Source organism: Streptomyces sp. NPDC057271 (assembly GCF_042668715.1).
Classification (GTDB): Bacteria; Actinomycetota; Actinomycetes; order Streptomycetales; family Streptomycetaceae; genus Streptomyces.
This window is the reverse complement of record NZ_JBHUYJ010000060.1, coordinates 13,915-28,166: the sequence shown is the minus strand read 5'-3', so window position 1 is coordinate 28,166 and position 14,252 is coordinate 13,915. Positions and strand designations below refer to the sequence as shown.

Sequence of the window (14,252 nt, the reverse complement as noted above, 5' to 3'; positions counted from 1 at the left end):
ATCGTCGTCGGGAGGGCTTTTCGGCCTCGCGAGTGCCGGGTAAGGTTAGGTTAGCCTTATCGATCTCGGCAGGAGGTGAAACCGCGTGTACGTATGCTCATGCTTCGGTGTCACGGAGAAGCAGGTGCAGGAGCACGCGGACGCGGGCGCCTGCACACCTCGCCAGATCGCCTCCGCCTGCAAGGCCGGAACCGACTGCGGTTCCTGTGTCCGACGTATCCAGGCCATCCTCGGGCGCGGCAACTGCCCGCGGCGGGACCTCCTGGACCAGGGGCTGCCGGCGCTGACCTCGGTCTCGGACCCCGAGGAGCTGCGGGAGCTGCCTGAGGCCGCCTAGCTCGGCTGCTCGATCAGCGTCGAGATGTAGAGCGCCTCGCCGAGGTTCTCGATGAGCTCCAGCTGGGTGTCGAGGTAGTCGATGTGGTGCTCCTCGTCGGCCAGGATCTCCTCGAAGAGGTTGGCCGAGGTGATGTCTCCCTTGGCCCGCATGACCTCGATGCCGCGCTTGAGGCGGTCGATCGCCTCGACCTCCACCTGGCGGTCCGCCTTGAACATCTCGGTCACCGTCTGACCGACCCGCACATGGAAGAGCCGCTGGTAGTTGGGCAGGCCGTCCAGCATCAGGATGCGCTCGGTCAGCTTGTCCGCGTGCTTCATCTCATCGATGGACTCTTCGCGCGTGTACTTGGCGAGTTTCGTCCAGCCCTTGTTGTCCTGGATGCGGTAGTGCAGCCAGTACTGGTTGATGGCCGTCAGCTCGCCGGTCAGCTGCTCGTTGAGGAACTCGAGGACCTCGGGGTCGCCCTGCATCGCAGAGGCTCCTTCCACGCATGTCTGGGTCGTGACTGGGCAGGATGGCGGCATCCTTGCACCACGGATGGGGGGCGTCCAGTAAGTGGAGGCTTAGTGGGACTTGCCCTGAATCGTGTGCGCGTACGAGGTTGCCTGGTCATGACCACCCCTCGCGGTCTGTCACCATGGATGACATGGGTCAGCCGGAGAGCGGAGTACGCCGGGAAGCAGAGCAGTCGGATCTTCCGCCGGGACAGCGGCTGCAGCGCGGCTGGCCGGTCACCCATTACGGCCCCGTCCCCAAGTTCAAGCCGGACCGCTGGGAGTTCCGGGTCTTCGGGGCGACTGCGGACGGCGACAAGCGGTGCTGGAACCACGAGGAGTTCTCGGCCCTCCCGTTCGCGACGGTCGTGGCCGATCTGCACTGCGTCACGAAGTTCAGCATGCTCGGGGCCGAATGGGGTGGCGTACCCGCCCGGACGATCCTGGAGCTGGCCCCGCCGGCCCCCGGTGTCACGCATGTGATGGTCTGGGCCGAGTACGGCTTCAGCGCGAACATGCGGCTGGCCGACTTCGCCGCCGAGGGCAGCATCTTCGCCACCCACAAGGACGGAGAGCTGCTCACCGCCGAGCACGGCTTCCCGCTGCGGCTCGTCGTCCCGCACCTCTACGCCTGGAAGGGGCCCAAGTGGGTCCGCGGCGTGGAGTACATGACCGCCGATCGCCGGGGCTTCTGGGAGGAGCGCGGCTATCACAACATCGGCGACCCCTGGAAGGAACAGCGGTACTCCTACCAGGAGGAGCCGGGCGACGGCCCGGAGCTGTAGGCGCCTCGGGCCGGGGGTCTCGGTGGTGGCACCGGTGCACACGGTCGCGTTGCCTGCCGCTTCGCAGGAACCCCGTATGCCCCCTAGGGGTATTCCTCAACGGGAGACCCGAGTCCGCCTCACCCCCGGAGCTTCTTCAGCCTCTCCACGTCCGCCGCATGGCCTTCCCTGCCGCCCGGCGTCTCGATGACCAGCGGAACGCCCTCGGTCGCGTGGTGCCGCATCAGCTCGCGGAACGGCTCCTCGCCGATGTGGCCGGCCCCGATGTTCGCGTGCCGGTCCTTGTGTGCGCCGACGACGTCCTTCGAGTCGTTGGCGTGGATCAGTTTCAGCCGCCCCTCGCCCACGGTCGCCACCAGCTGGTCGAGCGTCTGCGCCATCCCGTACGGGCCGGTCAGATCGTGGCCCGCCGCGAAGACGTGGCAGGTGTCGAGGCAGATGCCGAGCTTCGGGTGGCGGTCGAGCGCGTCGAAGTACGGACCGAAGTCCTCGGCGCGCGAGCAGAGCGAGAAGCCCTGCCCCGCCGTCGACTCGAGCAGCAGGAACGGGTCGTCCGGGTGCGTCAGCTCGTCCAGCAGGGGCCGCATCCGCTCCCGTACCTGCGCCAGCGCCGCCGCGCGAGGGCGGCCCCCGGTCGCCGAGCCGGTGTGCACCACGACGCCCTTCGCCCCGATCTCCCGGCCCCTGCGCAGCGAGTGCCGCAGCGACTCGACCGATCGCTCGACGGTGGCCTCGGTGTGGGAGCCGAAGTTGATCAGGTACGGGGCGTGCACCCAGGCCGACAGGGACTCGGCCTCGCACGCGGCGCGGAACAGCTCGTCCTGCGCCGGGTTGCCCACGGGGGTCGCCCAGCCGCGCGGGTTGGCGACGAAGACCTGGACCGTCTCGGCGCCCAGCTCGCGGGCGTAGCCGAGACCGACCGTGGCGAGGCCGCCGGCCACGGGGACATGGCCGCCGACGGGGTTGCGCATGAGTGCTTACAGTCCCTTGATCGTGATGGTGATGGTGGAGCCCTCGGGAGCGGTGGTGCCGCCGTCGACCGACTGGCCCGAGACGGTGTCCCCGAGGAAGGGGAAGGTCTTCTCGACCTTCACCTCGAAGCCCGCCCCCTCCAGGGTCCGGCGCGCGGCGTCGGTCGACGCGCCCGTCACGTCGGGGACCTCGATCATCCGGGGTCCCTTGGAGACGGTGAGGACGATCCGGTCGCCCTTCGCGGCACGGCTGCCCTCGGCGAGCGACTGTGCCGCCACCGTGCCGGCCTCCTCGGAGGAGTGGATCTGCTCGGTCGCGATCCGCACGGTGAGCCCGGCGCCCTGGAGCGTGCGGGTGGCCTCGGCCACCGACTCCCCGGCGACGTCGGGGACGTCGACGGGGCGGCCCTTGCTGACCACGAGCGCGACGGCGGAGTCCGGGCTGCGCTCGGTGCCGGGTTCGGGATCGGAGCCGATCACGGCGCCCTGCGCGACGTCCTGGCTGAAGGCACTGGTGATCACACCGGGGGCCAGGCCCTCCTGCGCCAGGAGCCGCTTGGCCTCCGCCAGCGGCTTCCCCTTGAGGTTCGGGACCTTCACGATCTCGGGACCCCGGGAGATGGTCAGCGTGACCGTGCCGTTGCCGCGGATCCGCGCGCCGGAGGCGGGGTCGGTGGCCATGACCGTGCCGCGCTCGTACACCTCGCTGAACGCCCGCTTCGTCGTGCCGACGTCGAGCCCCGCGTCCGTGAGGCGCTCGGTCGCCTCGGCCTCGGTCTGGCCGAGGACGGCGGGCACCCGCGTGAACTGGCCGGAGTTGATGTACCAGACGCCGCCGCCGAGCCCGAGGACGAGCAGAACGGCGGCGAGGACGAGCAGCGGCCGACGGGGCAGACCACCGGTGTTCCGGCGTCGCGACGGAGGCTCGGGCGGCGGCATGGTCAGCCGGCTGGTGTGCTGCACCGGCTGCTCGGTGTCCACGGGCAGGACCCGGGGGATCACGCTGGTCCGGTCCTCGGAGCCCGTACGGTCCTCGGGGTGGGCCTGCGGCGGTACGGCGTCCAGCTGCTCGTCCCGGAGCGCGGCGCGGGCCTCACGGGTCTGCGCGAGGAGTGCGACGGCGTCGTGCGGACGGATGTCGGGGTTGCGGGCGGTGGCGCTCGCCACGAGCTCGTCCAGTTCGAGGGCGAGGCCGGGGAAGGCCGCCGAGGGGGCGGGAACGTCGGTGTTCAGGTGCTGGTAGAGGACCTGGGCGGGGGTGTCCCCGGAGTGCGGCTTGCCGCCCGTCAGCATCTCGTACAGGACGACGCCGCAGGCGTAGACGTCCGCGCGGGTGTCGGCGGTGCCGTGCTCGATCTGCTCCGGGGCCAGGTAGGAGACCGTGCCGAGGACGGCGCCGGTGGTGTTCGTGGCCGAGCCGACCGCGCGTACGAGACCGAAGTCGGCGACCTTCACCCGGCCGTCGTCCCCTATGAGGACGTTCTCCGGCTTCATGTCGCGGTGGACGAACCCGGCCCGGTGCGCGGCCCCCAGCGCCGCGAGCACCGGCTCCAGGACGTCGAGCGCGGCGCGCGGCTGGAGCGCCCCGCGCTCGCGCAGCACGTCGCGGAGCGTGCACCCGGCCACGTACTCCATGGCGAGATAGACGTACGCGCCGTCCGCGCCCTGGTCGAAGACCCCGACGACGTTGGGGTGGGAGAGCCGGGCGACGGACTTGGCCTCGCGGATGAAGCGCTCGACGAACGTGGCGTCGGCGGCGAGGGCCGGGTGCATCACCTTGAGCGCGAGCACCCGGTCGAGGCGGATGTCGACGGCCCGGTAGACCGTGGCCATCCCGCCGACGGCGATGCGCGCGTCGACGCGGTAGCGGCCGTCGAGCAGCTGCCCGACGAGGGGGTCCTGAAGGGTCGTGTCCACGGCCCCGAGTTTACGAGCCGCCGAGCACCGCCCGCCCCCACCGCCCCCGACCGCAGCACAGCTGTGACGCGCGGCCGCCGCTCAGAACGCCGGCCGCTCCGGGTCCAGGGCGGCCCGGCCGTCCGTGGGGGACGAGGCCCGGGCGAAGTGGCGGCGGGGGATACGGCCCGCCCGGTGGGCCAGCCTGCCCGCCTCCACCGCGTGGCGCATGCCCTCCGCCATCAGGACCGGGTCCTGGGCCCGGGTCACCGCGGAGGCGAGCATGACCGCCGAGCACCCCAGTTCCATCGCCTGCGCCACGTCCGAGGCCGTTCCGGCCCCCGCGTCCAGGATCACCGGCACGCCCGCGGCCGCCACGATCAGTTCGAAGTTGTGCGGGTTGCGGATGCCCAGCCCGGAGCCGATCGGCGAGCCGAGCGGCATGACCGCCGCGCAGCCCACGTCCTCCAGCTTCCGCGCGAGGACCGGGTCGTCGTTGGTGTACGGCAGGACCGTGAAGCCGTCGTCCACCAGCGTCTCCGCCGCCTCCAGCGTCTCGACGGGGTCCGGCAGCAGGGTCCGCTCGTCGGCGATGACCTCCAGCTTGATCCAGTCGGTCCCGAGCGCCTCCCGGGCCAGACGGGCGGTGAGGACCGCCTCGCCCGCCGTGAAGCAGCCCGCGGTGTTCGGCAGGACACGGATCGAGAGCCGGTTCAGGACGGAGAGGACCGAGCCCTGGACGGTCGGGTCCAGACGGCGCATGGCGACCGTCGTCAGCTCCGTGCCGCTGACGGCCAGCGAGCGTTCGAGCACGTCCAGGCTGGGCGCCCCGCCGGTGCCCATGATCAGCCGTGAGGTGAGCTCCGTGCCGGCGAGGAGGAAGGTGTCGTCGGACATCGCGCTCAGCCTCCCTGTACGGCGGTGAGGATCTCGACCCGGTCGCCCTCGCCGAGGACGGTCGCGGACCACTGGCTGCGCGGCACGACCGTCTCGTTGACGGCCGCGGCCACACCCGACGGCGCGGCCGTCAGCGTCGCCACCAGGGTGTCGAGGGTCGTGGGCGCGGCGAGGACACGTGCCTCGCCGTTGACGGAGACGCTGGCCGAGGTGTTCGTCGACGTGTCGGTCGAGCTGTTCGTCGAGACGTTCATACGGGCTGCTCCTGACGTACGGGGGAGAAGCGGCGGGGAGTGAAGGGGCGGGCCTCGTCCGGAAGCACGCCCGTGGTGAGCAGCTCGGCCATGACGTCGCCGGTGACCGGCGTGAGCAGGACCCCGTTGCGGTAGTGCCCGGTGGCCAGCTGGAGGCCGGGCAGCGCGGTCGGGCCGAGCAGAGGCGCGTTGTCGGGGGAGGCGGGCCGCAGACCCGCCAGTGTCTCGGTGAGCGGCAGCTCGGTGAGGCCGGGTACGAGTTCGTGGGCGTCCCGGAGCAGCTCGTAGACCCCGCCCGCCGTCACGGTGGTGTCCCAGCCCAGCTCCTCGCTGGTGGCGCCGACCACCAGCTCCCCGTTCTCGCGGGGCACCAGGTAGACGTGGCTGCCGCGGACGACGGCGCGGACGGTCCGGGACAGGAACGGGGCGAGGGCACGCGGCACGGTGAGGCGCAGCACCTGGCCCTTGACGGGACGTACCGGCGGCAGGACGTCCCGCGGTACGCCCGCGAGCCGGCCGCTCAGGCTGCCCGCGGCCAGCACCACCTGGTCGGCCTCCAGGGGGGAGCCGTCCGCGAGCACCACGCCCGTGGCCCGGTCCCGTACCACCGTCAGCCGCTCGGCGAGATCCCGGTGGAAGACCACCCCGGCCCGCTCGCAGGCGGTGACCAGCGCGGCGGCGAGTCGGCGTGGGTCGACCTGGTGGTCGCCGTCGACCCTGAGCCCGCCGCGCACCCCCGGCGCCAGCATCGGCTCCAGGCGCCGGCAGTCGCGCCCGCTGAGCCACACCGACTCCAGGCCGCAACGGATCTGCAGGGCGTGCAGTTCGCGCAGATGCGCCCGGTCGTCGGCGTCGAGCGCGACGGCGAGCGTCCCGGATGCGCGGTAGCCGACGTCGTGCCCCGTGGCGTCCCGGAGTTCGGCGACGAACTCCGGATAGCGGCGCGCGGAGGCGAGGTTGAGGGCGAGCAGGGTCTCCTCGCCGTAGTGGAGTTCGGTGACGGCGGCCAGCATCCCGGCCGCCACCCGGGCGGCCCCGCCGCCCGGCCCGGGGTCCACGACCGTGGTGCTCAGCCCGCGCTGCGCGGCCCGCCAGGCCGTGACCAGGCCGATGATTCCGCCCCCGACGACGAGAACGTCAGGGGTACTGCGTGTACGCGACATGGGCGTCCAGCCCCTCCCTTCGCCGGCATGACCCGGATCAGGTTCGTACGGTCGGAGGCCGGCCAGCCTCCCTCTCAGCCCGGTGCGTCCGGGCTCCCGCGAGTGCTCTACGTTGACGGTCAGCGTAACCCCCGCCCCCGACGCCCAGTAAGGGAGCCTCCGTGCCCCTCCCTCCCGTCTCCCACCACCACCCTCGACCGACGGGCTCCGCCCCGGGCTCTCGATCCCTCGACGGACTCGTCCTCGTTCCCGTCGCCGACCAGGCCCCCGGTCAGGTCGGGACGCGTACCCGGTTCGTGTACCACGAGGAGGACGGCCGGATCTGGGCCGAGTACGCGGGTGGGGACGTGGTCCGCGGGAATCTCGTCGGCACGCGCGCGGGGGACCGGCTCGACTTCCGCTATGTGCAGTTGAAGCAGGACGGATCGACCTCTTCCGGGCATTGCGTCTCCACCGTCGTGGAGCTGCCCGACGGCCGCGTTCGGCTGGAGGAGAGCTGGGCATGGGAGTCCCAGGAGGGCTCCGGCACCAGTGTCGTGGAGCAGCAGTCTTCCTGACAGTCTGTCAGATACGTAAGGTGATCGGGTGAGCGAGCAGAAGCAGGCACAGCAGCGGGTCGTCGTCGTGGGCGCCGGGATGGCGGGGGTGCAGACCGCCGTCGCCCTGCGCGAGCAGGGCTTCACCGGTGCGGTCACCCTCATCGGGGCCGAGCCCCACCAGCCTTACGACCGCCCGCCCCTCTCCAAGGCGGTCCTCCTCGGCAAGGCCGAGGACTCGGCCTTCGACGTCGACTTCGAGGCGCTCTCCATCGACCTGCGTCTCGGCCTCGACGTGACCGGGCTGCGCGCCGACGCCCACGAGGTCGACACGGAGGCCGGGCCCGTCCCGTACGACGTGCTGGTCGTCGCCACCGGCGCCGAGCCCGTCACCCTGCCCGGCACCGAGGGTGTGCCCGGGGTCCATCTGCTCCGCACCCTCGACGACGCCGCCCGCCTCAAGCCCGTCCTGGAGCGGCGGCACGACATCGTGGTGGTGGGCGCCGGCTGGATCGGCGCCGAGTTCGCCACCGCCGCGCGCGAGGCGGGCTGCGCGGTCACCGTCGTCGAGGCCGCCGACCGCCCGCTCGCCGGCGCGCTGCCCGTCGAGGTCTCCGCCCCGATGACCCGCTGGTACGAGGAGAGCGGCGCCGAACTCCTGACCCACGCGCGCGTGGACCGGATCGAACCCGGCACGGTCCACCTGGCCGACGGCCGGCGGCTGCCCGCCGACGCGGTCGTCGTCGGCATCGGCGCCCGGCCCGCCACCCGCTGGCTCGCCGGCTCCGGCATCGCCCTCGACGCCGACGGCTCCGTCACCGCCGACGACCGGCTGCGCACCTCGCTGCCCGACGTGTACGCCGTCGGCGACTGCGCCTCGTTCCCCTCCGCCCGCTACGGCACCCGGCTCCTGGTCCACCACTGGGACAACGCGCTCCAGGGCCCCCGTACCGTCGCGGCCGACATCATCGGCGAGACCCCCGGGGTCTACGACCCGGTGCCGTACTTCTGGTCCGAGCAGTTCGGCCGCTTCGTCCAGTACGCGGGGCACCACGCCGCAGACTCCGAGCTGGTCCACCGAGGGGATCCTGCCGAGCCCTCCTGGTCCGCGCTGTGGCTGCGCTACGGCGCCCTGGTCGCCCTCCTCGCCGTCGGCCGCCCCCGCGACCTGGCCCAGGGCCGCAAGCTGATCGAGTCCGGCGCACGGCTCGACCCGGAGCGCGCCGCCGACTCCTCCGTCCCTCTGAAGGCCGCAGTCCTTTAGGGGGTGTCTCGCCGATCAGGCCGGGCTCGCGGGGTCTGGCACGCACGCTCGCCGCGTTGTCGTCGGTCGCCAACGCTCCGCGTCGACTCTCCCCCGGCCTTCGGCCGGGGGGACCCCCATCCTCCGACTCGCGATCGCACGCACCGGACCCCACTCCCTGATCCGGCCTGATCGACGAGACACCCCCTGGGCCCGACTACCGACTGTCAGTCCGGGATGGCAGGCTTGTCCCGTGACCGAGATTGACGCAAGAACCGATGCTCTCGTCCCCGCCTGGCTCTACCTCCCCGACATCGCGGAAATGCTCGATGTCGAGGTGACGCGCGTGCGGCAGCTGGTCAAGGAGGGCCAGCTCATCGCCGTGCGCCGCGGCGAGAACAAGGCGCTCCAGGTGCCCGCCGCCTTCATCGACGGCGACAAGGTGGTCAAGGGGCTCTCCGGGACCCTGACCCTCCTGAAGGACGACGGCTTCACCGACGAAGAGATGCTGGAGTGGCTTTTCACTCCCGACCCGACCCTGCCGGGCACGCCCGCGCAGGCCCTCAGCGAGAATCGCGGCACGGAGGTGAAGCGCCGCGCCCAGGCGCTCGCCGTCTGACGCACCGAAGACATCACAAGGAGTCCCCGGGGGCCGGGCCCCGCCCGGCCCCCGGGGGGCACCGCACCCAACGGGGGGAAGCACCCATGTCCACGCCTCGCGCGCAGCTCGCCGACGCCCGGCTCTACCTCTGCACGGACGCCCGTCGGCGCCAGGGCGACCTGCCCGCGTTCCTCGACGCCGTGCTCACCTCCGGCGTGGACATCGTGCAGCTGCGCGACAAGGGCATGGAGGCCGGCGAGGAGCTGGAGCACCTCGCCGTGTTCGCCGAGGCCTGCCGTCGCCACGGCAGGCTGCTCTCCGTCAACGACCGGGCCGACGTCGCCCACGCCATCGGCTCGGACGTGCTGCACCTGGGCCAGGGCGACCTGCCGGTGCCCGCCGCCCGCGCGATCCTCGGCGAGGACATACTGATCGGACGGTCCTGCCACTCCGAGTCCGAGGTGGACGCGGCCGCCGCCGAGCCCGGCGTCGACTACTTCTGCACCGGCCCCTGCTGGCCCACGCCCACCAAGCCCGGGCGGTACGCCCCCGGCCTCGGCCTCGTGCGCCACGCGGCCGCCCTGGAGCAGGACCGGCCCTGGTTCGCCATCGGCGGGATCGACGAGACCAACCTGGACGAGGTCCTGGACGCGGGAGCGCGCCGGATCGTGGTCGTCCGGGCGATCACCGAGGCCGACGACCCGGGCGCGGCCGCGGCCCGGCTGGCCAAGCGGATCCGCGAGCGCCGGTAGCCGACGCCTCGGCCCGCACCGCCCGGTTTGTCGTATCGTCCGAGAGGCCCACCCGTTCGCTGGGCGATGTCCAAAATCGTGTCCATCACTCGGACGCCGCTACGTCGGCCGTGGCACCCCGTCTAACCTGCCGGTATGGCCCTTGGTACCGCTTCCACCCGCTCGGACCGCGCGCGAACGGTCCGCGACATCCTCGCTTCCGGCAGGCCTTCGTACTCCTTCGAGTTCTACGCGCCCAGGACCGAGAAGGGCGAGCGGAGCCTCTGGAACGCACTGCGGCGGGTCGAGGCGGTCGGCCCCAGCTTCGTCTCCGTGACCTACGGCGCCGGCGGCTCCACCCGCGGCGGCACCGTCAAGGCCACCCAGAAGATCGCCGGCGACACCACCCTCACCCCCGTCGCCCACCTCACCGCCGTCGACCACTCGATCGCCGAGCTGCGCAACGTCCTGGGCCAGTACGCCGACGCCGGCATCCGCAACATGCTCGCCCTGCGTGGCGACCCGCCGGGCGACCCGCTGGGCGAGTGGATCGAGCACCCCGAGGGTGTCCGGTACGCCGCCGACCTGGTCCGGCTGATCAAGGAGTCCGGGGACTTCTGCGTCGGCGTCGCGGCCTTCCCCGAGATGCACCCGCGCTCCACCGACTGGGACACGGACATCCGTCACTTCGTGGACAAGTGCCGGGCCGGTGCGGACTACGCCATCACCCAGATGTTCTTCGACCCCGAGAACTATCTGCGGATGCGCGACAGCGTGGCGAAGACCGGCTGCGAGACGCCGATCATCCCCGAAGTCATGCCTGTTGTGAACGTGAAGACCCTCGACCGGCTGCCCCAGCTGAGCAACGCGACCTTCCCCGCCCACGTGAAAGACCGCATCCTCGCCGTCAAGGACGATCCGGCCGCTGTACGCTCCATGGGCATCGAGTTCGCGACGGAGTTCTGCGCGCGTCTGCTCTCCGAGGGTGTCCCCGGACTGCACTTCATCACGCTGAACAACTCCACTGCGACGCTGGAGATCTACGAGAATCTCGGACTGCACGTGCAGTCGTGACCGGCGTACCCGCCCCAGACCCGCGGCGGTGGCCGTAGGAGAGGGGCGGGCATGGGGTGGACGGTCCTCTACATCGCGTTCGGTGTCGTCGCGTTGTGGCTGCTGGGTGAGGTGCTCCTGCAGTACAAGGCGAGGCTGCGCTGGCGCGTGCTCGCCTTCTGCGGCTTCCTCGGAGTCGTCCTCGGCGTGCTGGTGCCGTCCGTCGCGGTGATCATCGTGGGCGCGGTGGCCTTCGCCGTCGGCCAGACCTACGTGACCCTGTCGTTCCGCCGCGGTTTCTCCACCGGCTGGGCGATCGGCGGAAGCCCCGGCGCGAGCAGGCGGCGCAAGTCCGGCGCGCCGGTCGCGGCCGGGCCCACCCTGGAGGTCAGCGACCTCGCCTACGAGCAGGTCGATCCGTCCCCCGCCGAGACCACCGCAGTCTACGAGCCCCAGCCGCTGCCCGACGACACCGGCCAGTACGGCGTCTACGACACCGAGTACGACCACTCCCAGGCCCACGCCGAGACCCCGCAGCCCGCCTACGCGGAGTACGACGGCTACGGCACGCAGGGGGCACCGGGCTACGCCCAGCAGCCAGGCGGCTACGAGGAGCAGCCCGGCTACGCGCAGCCCGCCTACGACTACGGCACCGGCCAGCAGCAGTACGCCGCCTACTCGGACCCGTACATCGGCCCGACCACGGACGGTCAGCAGTACGCCGCGTACGACTACGGCACGGGCGGTCGGCAGCAGCCCTACGCGGACCCCTACGCGCCCTCGTACGGCTACGACACGCCGCCCGGCGGGGTGTGGGTGCCGCAGCAGCGCGACGGAGAGCAGCCCGCGCAGCCGCCGCAGCAGGGCTACGAGAACTACGAGCCCTACAACAACGACCAGCCCTACCGGTACTAGGGGGCCGCGGAGCAGGGGCCGCCGGCCGCTCCCGGGCCTCAGCGGGAGCCGCGGAAGTCGTCGCCCTCCACGATCAGCCCAGCGACCAGCGCGCCCGACATGCCCGCGTGGGCGAGCCCGCCGCCGGGGTGGGACCAGCCGCCCGCGAAGTACAGCCCGGGCAGCGAGGAGCGGTTGGCCGCGGGCAGGAAGGCGCCCCGCCCGCCCCCGAGCGCGGGCCCCGGCACCCCGGCGGCGCCGGTCTCCCGCAGGGTGTCGTCCGGGGTGCGGACCTCCTGCCAGAGCAGCCGCTCACGGAGCCCGGGCACGGCCGATTCCGCGGCCGTCACCATCCCCTCGGCGATCTCCGCCCAGTCGTGCTCCGGGTACAGACTCACCGTCGCGGTGAGGGTGAGCGACTCGTGGTCGTCGTCGGGGCGGAGCGACGGGTCGTCGGGCCGCAGCACGGTCGTGGTCGGGCGGTCCGCGGCCGCGTGGACGACCGTACGGTGGACGGAGCCCGCCTCCCGCGCGCCGCGCAGGGCAAGACAGACCGTCATCCGGCCCGTCCCGTCGGCCTGGTACCGCGGCCACTCGTCCTGGCGTCGCCGGCCCACGACGTGCTCCCGGTACAGCGCGGGGACGGGCGCGCCCGCGACGACGTGGTCCGCCTCGACCGTCTCGCCTCCCGACAGGACGACGCCTACGGCTCTGCCGCCCTGCTCCAGCACCTCGGCGACCTCGCTGTCGAAGACGAACCCCACCCGCCGCTTCAGACACCGCTGGTACACCGCGTCCGCGAGAGCCCGGATACCACCGCCCACGTACCAGGTCCCGAACGTCTGCTCCATGTACGGCAGGACGGCGGCCGCGGCAGGGGCGGTGGCCGGATCGAAGCCGTACCCCCATGCGTACGTGTCGAGGAGCGCGACCAGCCGGGGATCGCGCAGCTCCCGCGCGCCGACCTGCGCGAGCAGGGTCGTGGGGCGCCGCAACAGCCCCGCCTTCAGGGCCGGGTACGGCTCGCGGGCCAGGGGCGAGGTGTCCTCCGTCTGCGGCTCCTCCAGGAGCGGGCGGCGCGTGCGGTCCCAGGCCTCGCGGGCCCGGACCAGGAAGTCGCCCCAGCGCTCGCCGGCGCCCGCGCCGAGCGCCTCGTCCAGGGCGGAGACCGTGCCCGCCCGCGAGGCGTTCGGCAGGTCCACACGGGTGCCGTCGGCGAAGACATGACGGCTCGCCGGATCGACCTGACTCAGCTCGACGCAGTCCTCCAGCGGCTCCTTGCCGGTCTTGACGAAGAGATCGCGGTACACCGCGGGCAGATGCAGCAGCCCCGGGCCGGTGTCGAAGCCGAACCCGTCCCGCTCGAGGCGGCGCACCGCGCCGCCGTACGTCCCGCCCCGCTCGTACACCGTCACCCGGTGGCCCGCCACGGCCAGCCGGGCGGCGGCCGCCATGGCGCCGAGACCTGCGCCGATCACCACAATCCGTGCCATGTCAGCGACCTTATCGGCCGTCACCGACAGTCAGTCGGGCCGCCCCTGCCGGTCCCGAGGCAGGCTCCCCGGTCAGTAGGGCAGGGCTACCCGGTCAGTAGGGCGGGACTCTCCGGGCCCCTGCCGTGGCCAGGCGCCGCTCCTCCCGCCGTTGCGCCCTTCGGTGCAGGAAGCGGCGGATGCTCCGGGCGAGGACGACGAGTATCACCAGGCCGAACAGGAGCAGGACGGCCGCGATGATCGCCGCCACCTCCGGATTGAACAGGGCGAAGGTGATGATCCCGGCCACCCCGAGGTCCTCCGCCGCGCTCATGGCGATGTTGGAGAACGGCTCGGGCGAGGTGTTGATCGCCATCCGGGTCCCCGCCTTGACGAAGTGGCTCAGCAGGGCGGTGGTACCGCCCACCGCGCCCGCCGCGAGCTCGGGGACCGAACCGGACTGACCGGCGAGCAGCGCGGCCACCACCGCGCCCGCCACCGGCCGGATCACGGTGTGGACGGAGTCCCAGACGGAGTCGACGTAGGGGATCTTGTCCGCCACCGCCTCGCAGAGGAACAGCACACCGGCGACGATCAGGACGTCGGTGCGCTGCAGCGACTCGGGCACCTCGTCGGTGAGACCGGTCGCGCCGAAGACGCCGAGAAGCAGGACCACCGCGTAGGCGTTGATCCCGCTGGCCCAGCCGCTGGTGAAGACGAGGGGGAGCACGGACACGCCCGTGATCGTAACCAGGTCTGAGTACCCGTACCTATACGTCGAGATGAGTAGGTGCGCGGATGGGTTCCGACCTGCGAGGACGAGAGAGTGGTGGCACGGAGGGAGCGCGGCTCCGGGACCGCCGACACGGGGTGGCGGAACGGGGTCGCGTGCCTGACGGCACGGGGGTGCAACGGGGGTTGC

16 protein-coding genes and 1 riboswitch are annotated in these 14,252 nt (G+C 72.3%); of the genes, 8 read left to right on the top strand and 8 right to left on the bottom strand.

Translation table 11 applies throughout. From position 1 onward, the window contains the following. Positions 1-85 precede the first annotated feature (85 nt). The gene (locus ACFUJR_RS24915; protein WP_383173033.1) at positions 86-337 is read left to right on the top strand and encodes a bacterioferritin-associated ferredoxin; all 252 of its coding nucleotides are present in this window, start codon (positions 86-88) and stop codon (positions 335-337) included. Here ACFUJR_RS24915 and bfr read toward each other — a convergent pair. After that, positions 334-810, bottom strand: a complete 477-nt coding sequence (bfr, locus tag ACFUJR_RS24910) for a bacterioferritin (protein WP_383173036.1) — start codon at positions 808-810, stop codon at positions 334-336. The two genes, ACFUJR_RS24915 and bfr, sit on opposite strands and share 4 nt — an antisense overlap. 176 nt (positions 811-986) lie before the next feature. Between bfr and ACFUJR_RS24905 the strand changes: the two genes are divergently transcribed. Then, positions 987-1,619 (top strand): sulfite oxidase-like oxidoreductase, encoded by a 633-nt coding sequence (locus ACFUJR_RS24905; protein ID WP_383173038.1) that lies wholly within the window; start codon positions 987-989, stop codon positions 1,617-1,619. A gap of 119 nt (positions 1,620-1,738) precedes the next feature. On the opposite strand, the gene ACFUJR_RS24900 is transcribed toward ACFUJR_RS24905, so the two are convergent. The 5 genes from ACFUJR_RS24900 to thiO all read right to left on the bottom strand — a co-directional run bounded on the left by ACFUJR_RS24900 (position 1,739) and on the right by thiO (position 6,800). Beyond that, the gene (locus tag ACFUJR_RS24900) at positions 1,739-2,590 is read right to left on the bottom strand and encodes a deoxyribonuclease IV (protein WP_383173040.1); all 852 of its coding nucleotides are present in this window, start codon (positions 2,588-2,590) and stop codon (positions 1,739-1,741) included. A gap of 6 nt (positions 2,591-2,596) precedes the next feature. Then, positions 2,597-4,507, bottom strand: a complete 1,911-nt coding sequence (gene pknB, locus ACFUJR_RS24895; protein WP_383173042.1) for a Stk1 family PASTA domain-containing Ser/Thr kinase — start codon at positions 4,505-4,507, stop codon at positions 2,597-2,599. Positions 4,508-4,588: 81 nt separating this feature from the next. Then, positions 4,589-5,383, bottom strand: coding sequence for a thiazole synthase (locus tag ACFUJR_RS24890; protein WP_383173044.1), 795 nt, complete (start codon positions 5,381-5,383; stop codon positions 4,589-4,591). A gap of 5 nt (positions 5,384-5,388) precedes the next feature. Next, positions 5,389-5,637, bottom strand: coding sequence for a sulfur carrier protein ThiS (gene thiS, locus ACFUJR_RS24885; protein WP_383173046.1), 249 nt, complete (start codon positions 5,635-5,637; stop codon positions 5,389-5,391). Beyond that, a complete protein-coding gene (gene thiO / locus ACFUJR_RS24880) occupies positions 5,634-6,800 on the bottom strand; it encodes a glycine oxidase ThiO (RefSeq protein ID WP_383173048.1) in 1,167 nt (388 codons plus the stop codon). The genes thiS and thiO overlap by 4 nt, the downstream gene beginning before the upstream one ends. Beyond that, a riboswitch (TPP riboswitch) is annotated at positions 6,798-6,910 on the bottom strand. (Overlaps the previous gene by 3 nt.) Positions 6,911-6,961: 51 nt before the next feature. Between thiO and ACFUJR_RS24875 the strand changes: the two genes are divergently transcribed. The 6 genes from ACFUJR_RS24875 (at position 6,962) to ACFUJR_RS24850 (ending at position 11,879) form a co-directional block, all read left to right on the top strand. Continuing rightward, complete coding sequence (locus tag ACFUJR_RS24875) at positions 6,962-7,357, top strand: hypothetical protein (RefSeq protein ID WP_383173050.1); 396 nt, start codon at positions 6,962-6,964, stop codon at positions 7,355-7,357. Positions 7,358-7,436: 79 nt separating this feature from the next. Beyond that, positions 7,437-8,600: an NAD(P)/FAD-dependent oxidoreductase gene (locus tag ACFUJR_RS24870; protein WP_383173066.1), complete on the top strand. Its 1,164-nt coding sequence runs from the start codon at positions 7,437-7,439 to the stop codon at positions 8,598-8,600. A gap of 232 nt (positions 8,601-8,832) precedes the next feature. After that, entirely contained in the window at positions 8,833-9,198 is a 366-nt protein-coding gene (locus tag ACFUJR_RS24865) for an Rv2175c family DNA-binding protein (protein ID WP_260228814.1), read from the top strand. 86 nt (positions 9,199-9,284) lie between these two features. Then, positions 9,285-9,932 carry a thiamine phosphate synthase gene (gene thiE / locus ACFUJR_RS24860; RefSeq protein WP_383173053.1) on the top strand — a complete coding sequence of 216 codons (648 nt, stop codon included), beginning with the start codon at positions 9,285-9,287 and terminating at the stop codon, positions 9,930-9,932. Between the two features lie 135 nt (positions 9,933-10,067). Further along, the gene (metF, locus tag ACFUJR_RS24855; RefSeq protein ID WP_383173055.1) at positions 10,068-10,985 is read left to right on the top strand and encodes a methylenetetrahydrofolate reductase [NAD(P)H]; all 918 of its coding nucleotides are present in this window, start codon (positions 10,068-10,070) and stop codon (positions 10,983-10,985) included. Positions 10,986-11,036: 51 nt separating this feature from the next. Beyond that, positions 11,037-11,879, top strand: a complete 843-nt coding sequence (locus ACFUJR_RS24850; RefSeq protein WP_383173057.1) for a hypothetical protein — start codon at positions 11,037-11,039, stop codon at positions 11,877-11,879. A 38-nt stretch (positions 11,880-11,917) separates the two neighbouring features. Here ACFUJR_RS24850 and ACFUJR_RS24845 read toward each other — a convergent pair whose 3' ends face one another. Then, positions 11,918-13,351 (bottom strand): phytoene desaturase family protein, encoded by a 1,434-nt coding sequence (locus ACFUJR_RS24845; RefSeq protein ID WP_383173059.1) that lies wholly within the window; start codon positions 13,349-13,351, stop codon positions 11,918-11,920. Positions 13,352-13,445: 94 nt separating this feature from the next. Beyond that, positions 13,446-14,066 (bottom strand): DUF4126 domain-containing protein, encoded by a 621-nt coding sequence (locus tag ACFUJR_RS24840; RefSeq protein ID WP_383173061.1) that lies wholly within the window; start codon positions 14,064-14,066, stop codon positions 13,446-13,448. Positions 14,067-14,252 lie beyond the last annotated feature (186 nt).

Excerpts from the sequence above, each read along its gene's own strand:
- ACFUJR_RS24890 (WP_383173044.1), bottom strand. The coding sequence starts at position 5,383 with ATGTCCGACGACACCTTCCTCCTCGCCGGCACGGAGCTCACCTCACGG.
- ACFUJR_RS24900 (WP_383173040.1), bottom strand. The coding sequence starts at position 2,590 with ATGCGCAACCCCGTCGGCGGCCATGTCCCCGTGGCCGGCGGCCTCGCC.
- ACFUJR_RS24870 (WP_383173066.1), top strand. The coding sequence starts at position 7,437 with ATGGCGGGGGTGCAGACCGCCGTCGCCCTGCGCGAGCAGGGCTTCACC.
- thiS (WP_383173046.1), bottom strand. The coding sequence starts at position 5,637 with ATGAACGTCTCGACGAACAGCTCGACCGACACGTCGACGAACACCTCG.
- ACFUJR_RS24845 (WP_383173059.1), bottom strand. The coding sequence starts at position 13,351 with ATGGCACGGATTGTGGTGATCGGCGCAGGTCTCGGCGCCATGGCGGCC.
- bfr (WP_383173036.1), bottom strand. The coding sequence starts at position 810 with ATGCAGGGCGACCCCGAGGTCCTCGAGTTCCTCAACGAGCAGCTGACC.
- metF (WP_383173055.1), top strand. The coding sequence starts at position 10,068 with ATGGCCCTTGGTACCGCTTCCACCCGCTCGGACCGCGCGCGAACGGTC.
- thiE (WP_383173053.1), top strand. The coding sequence starts at position 9,285 with ATGTCCACGCCTCGCGCGCAGCTCGCCGACGCCCGGCTCTACCTCTGC.
- ACFUJR_RS24905 (WP_383173038.1), top strand. The coding sequence starts at position 987 with ATGGGTCAGCCGGAGAGCGGAGTACGCCGGGAAGCAGAGCAGTCGGAT.
- ACFUJR_RS24850 (WP_383173057.1), top strand. The coding sequence starts at position 11,037 with ATGGGGTGGACGGTCCTCTACATCGCGTTCGGTGTCGTCGCGTTGTGG.
- thiO (WP_383173048.1), bottom strand. The coding sequence starts at position 6,800 with ATGTCGCGTACACGCAGTACCCCTGACGTTCTCGTCGTCGGGGGCGGA.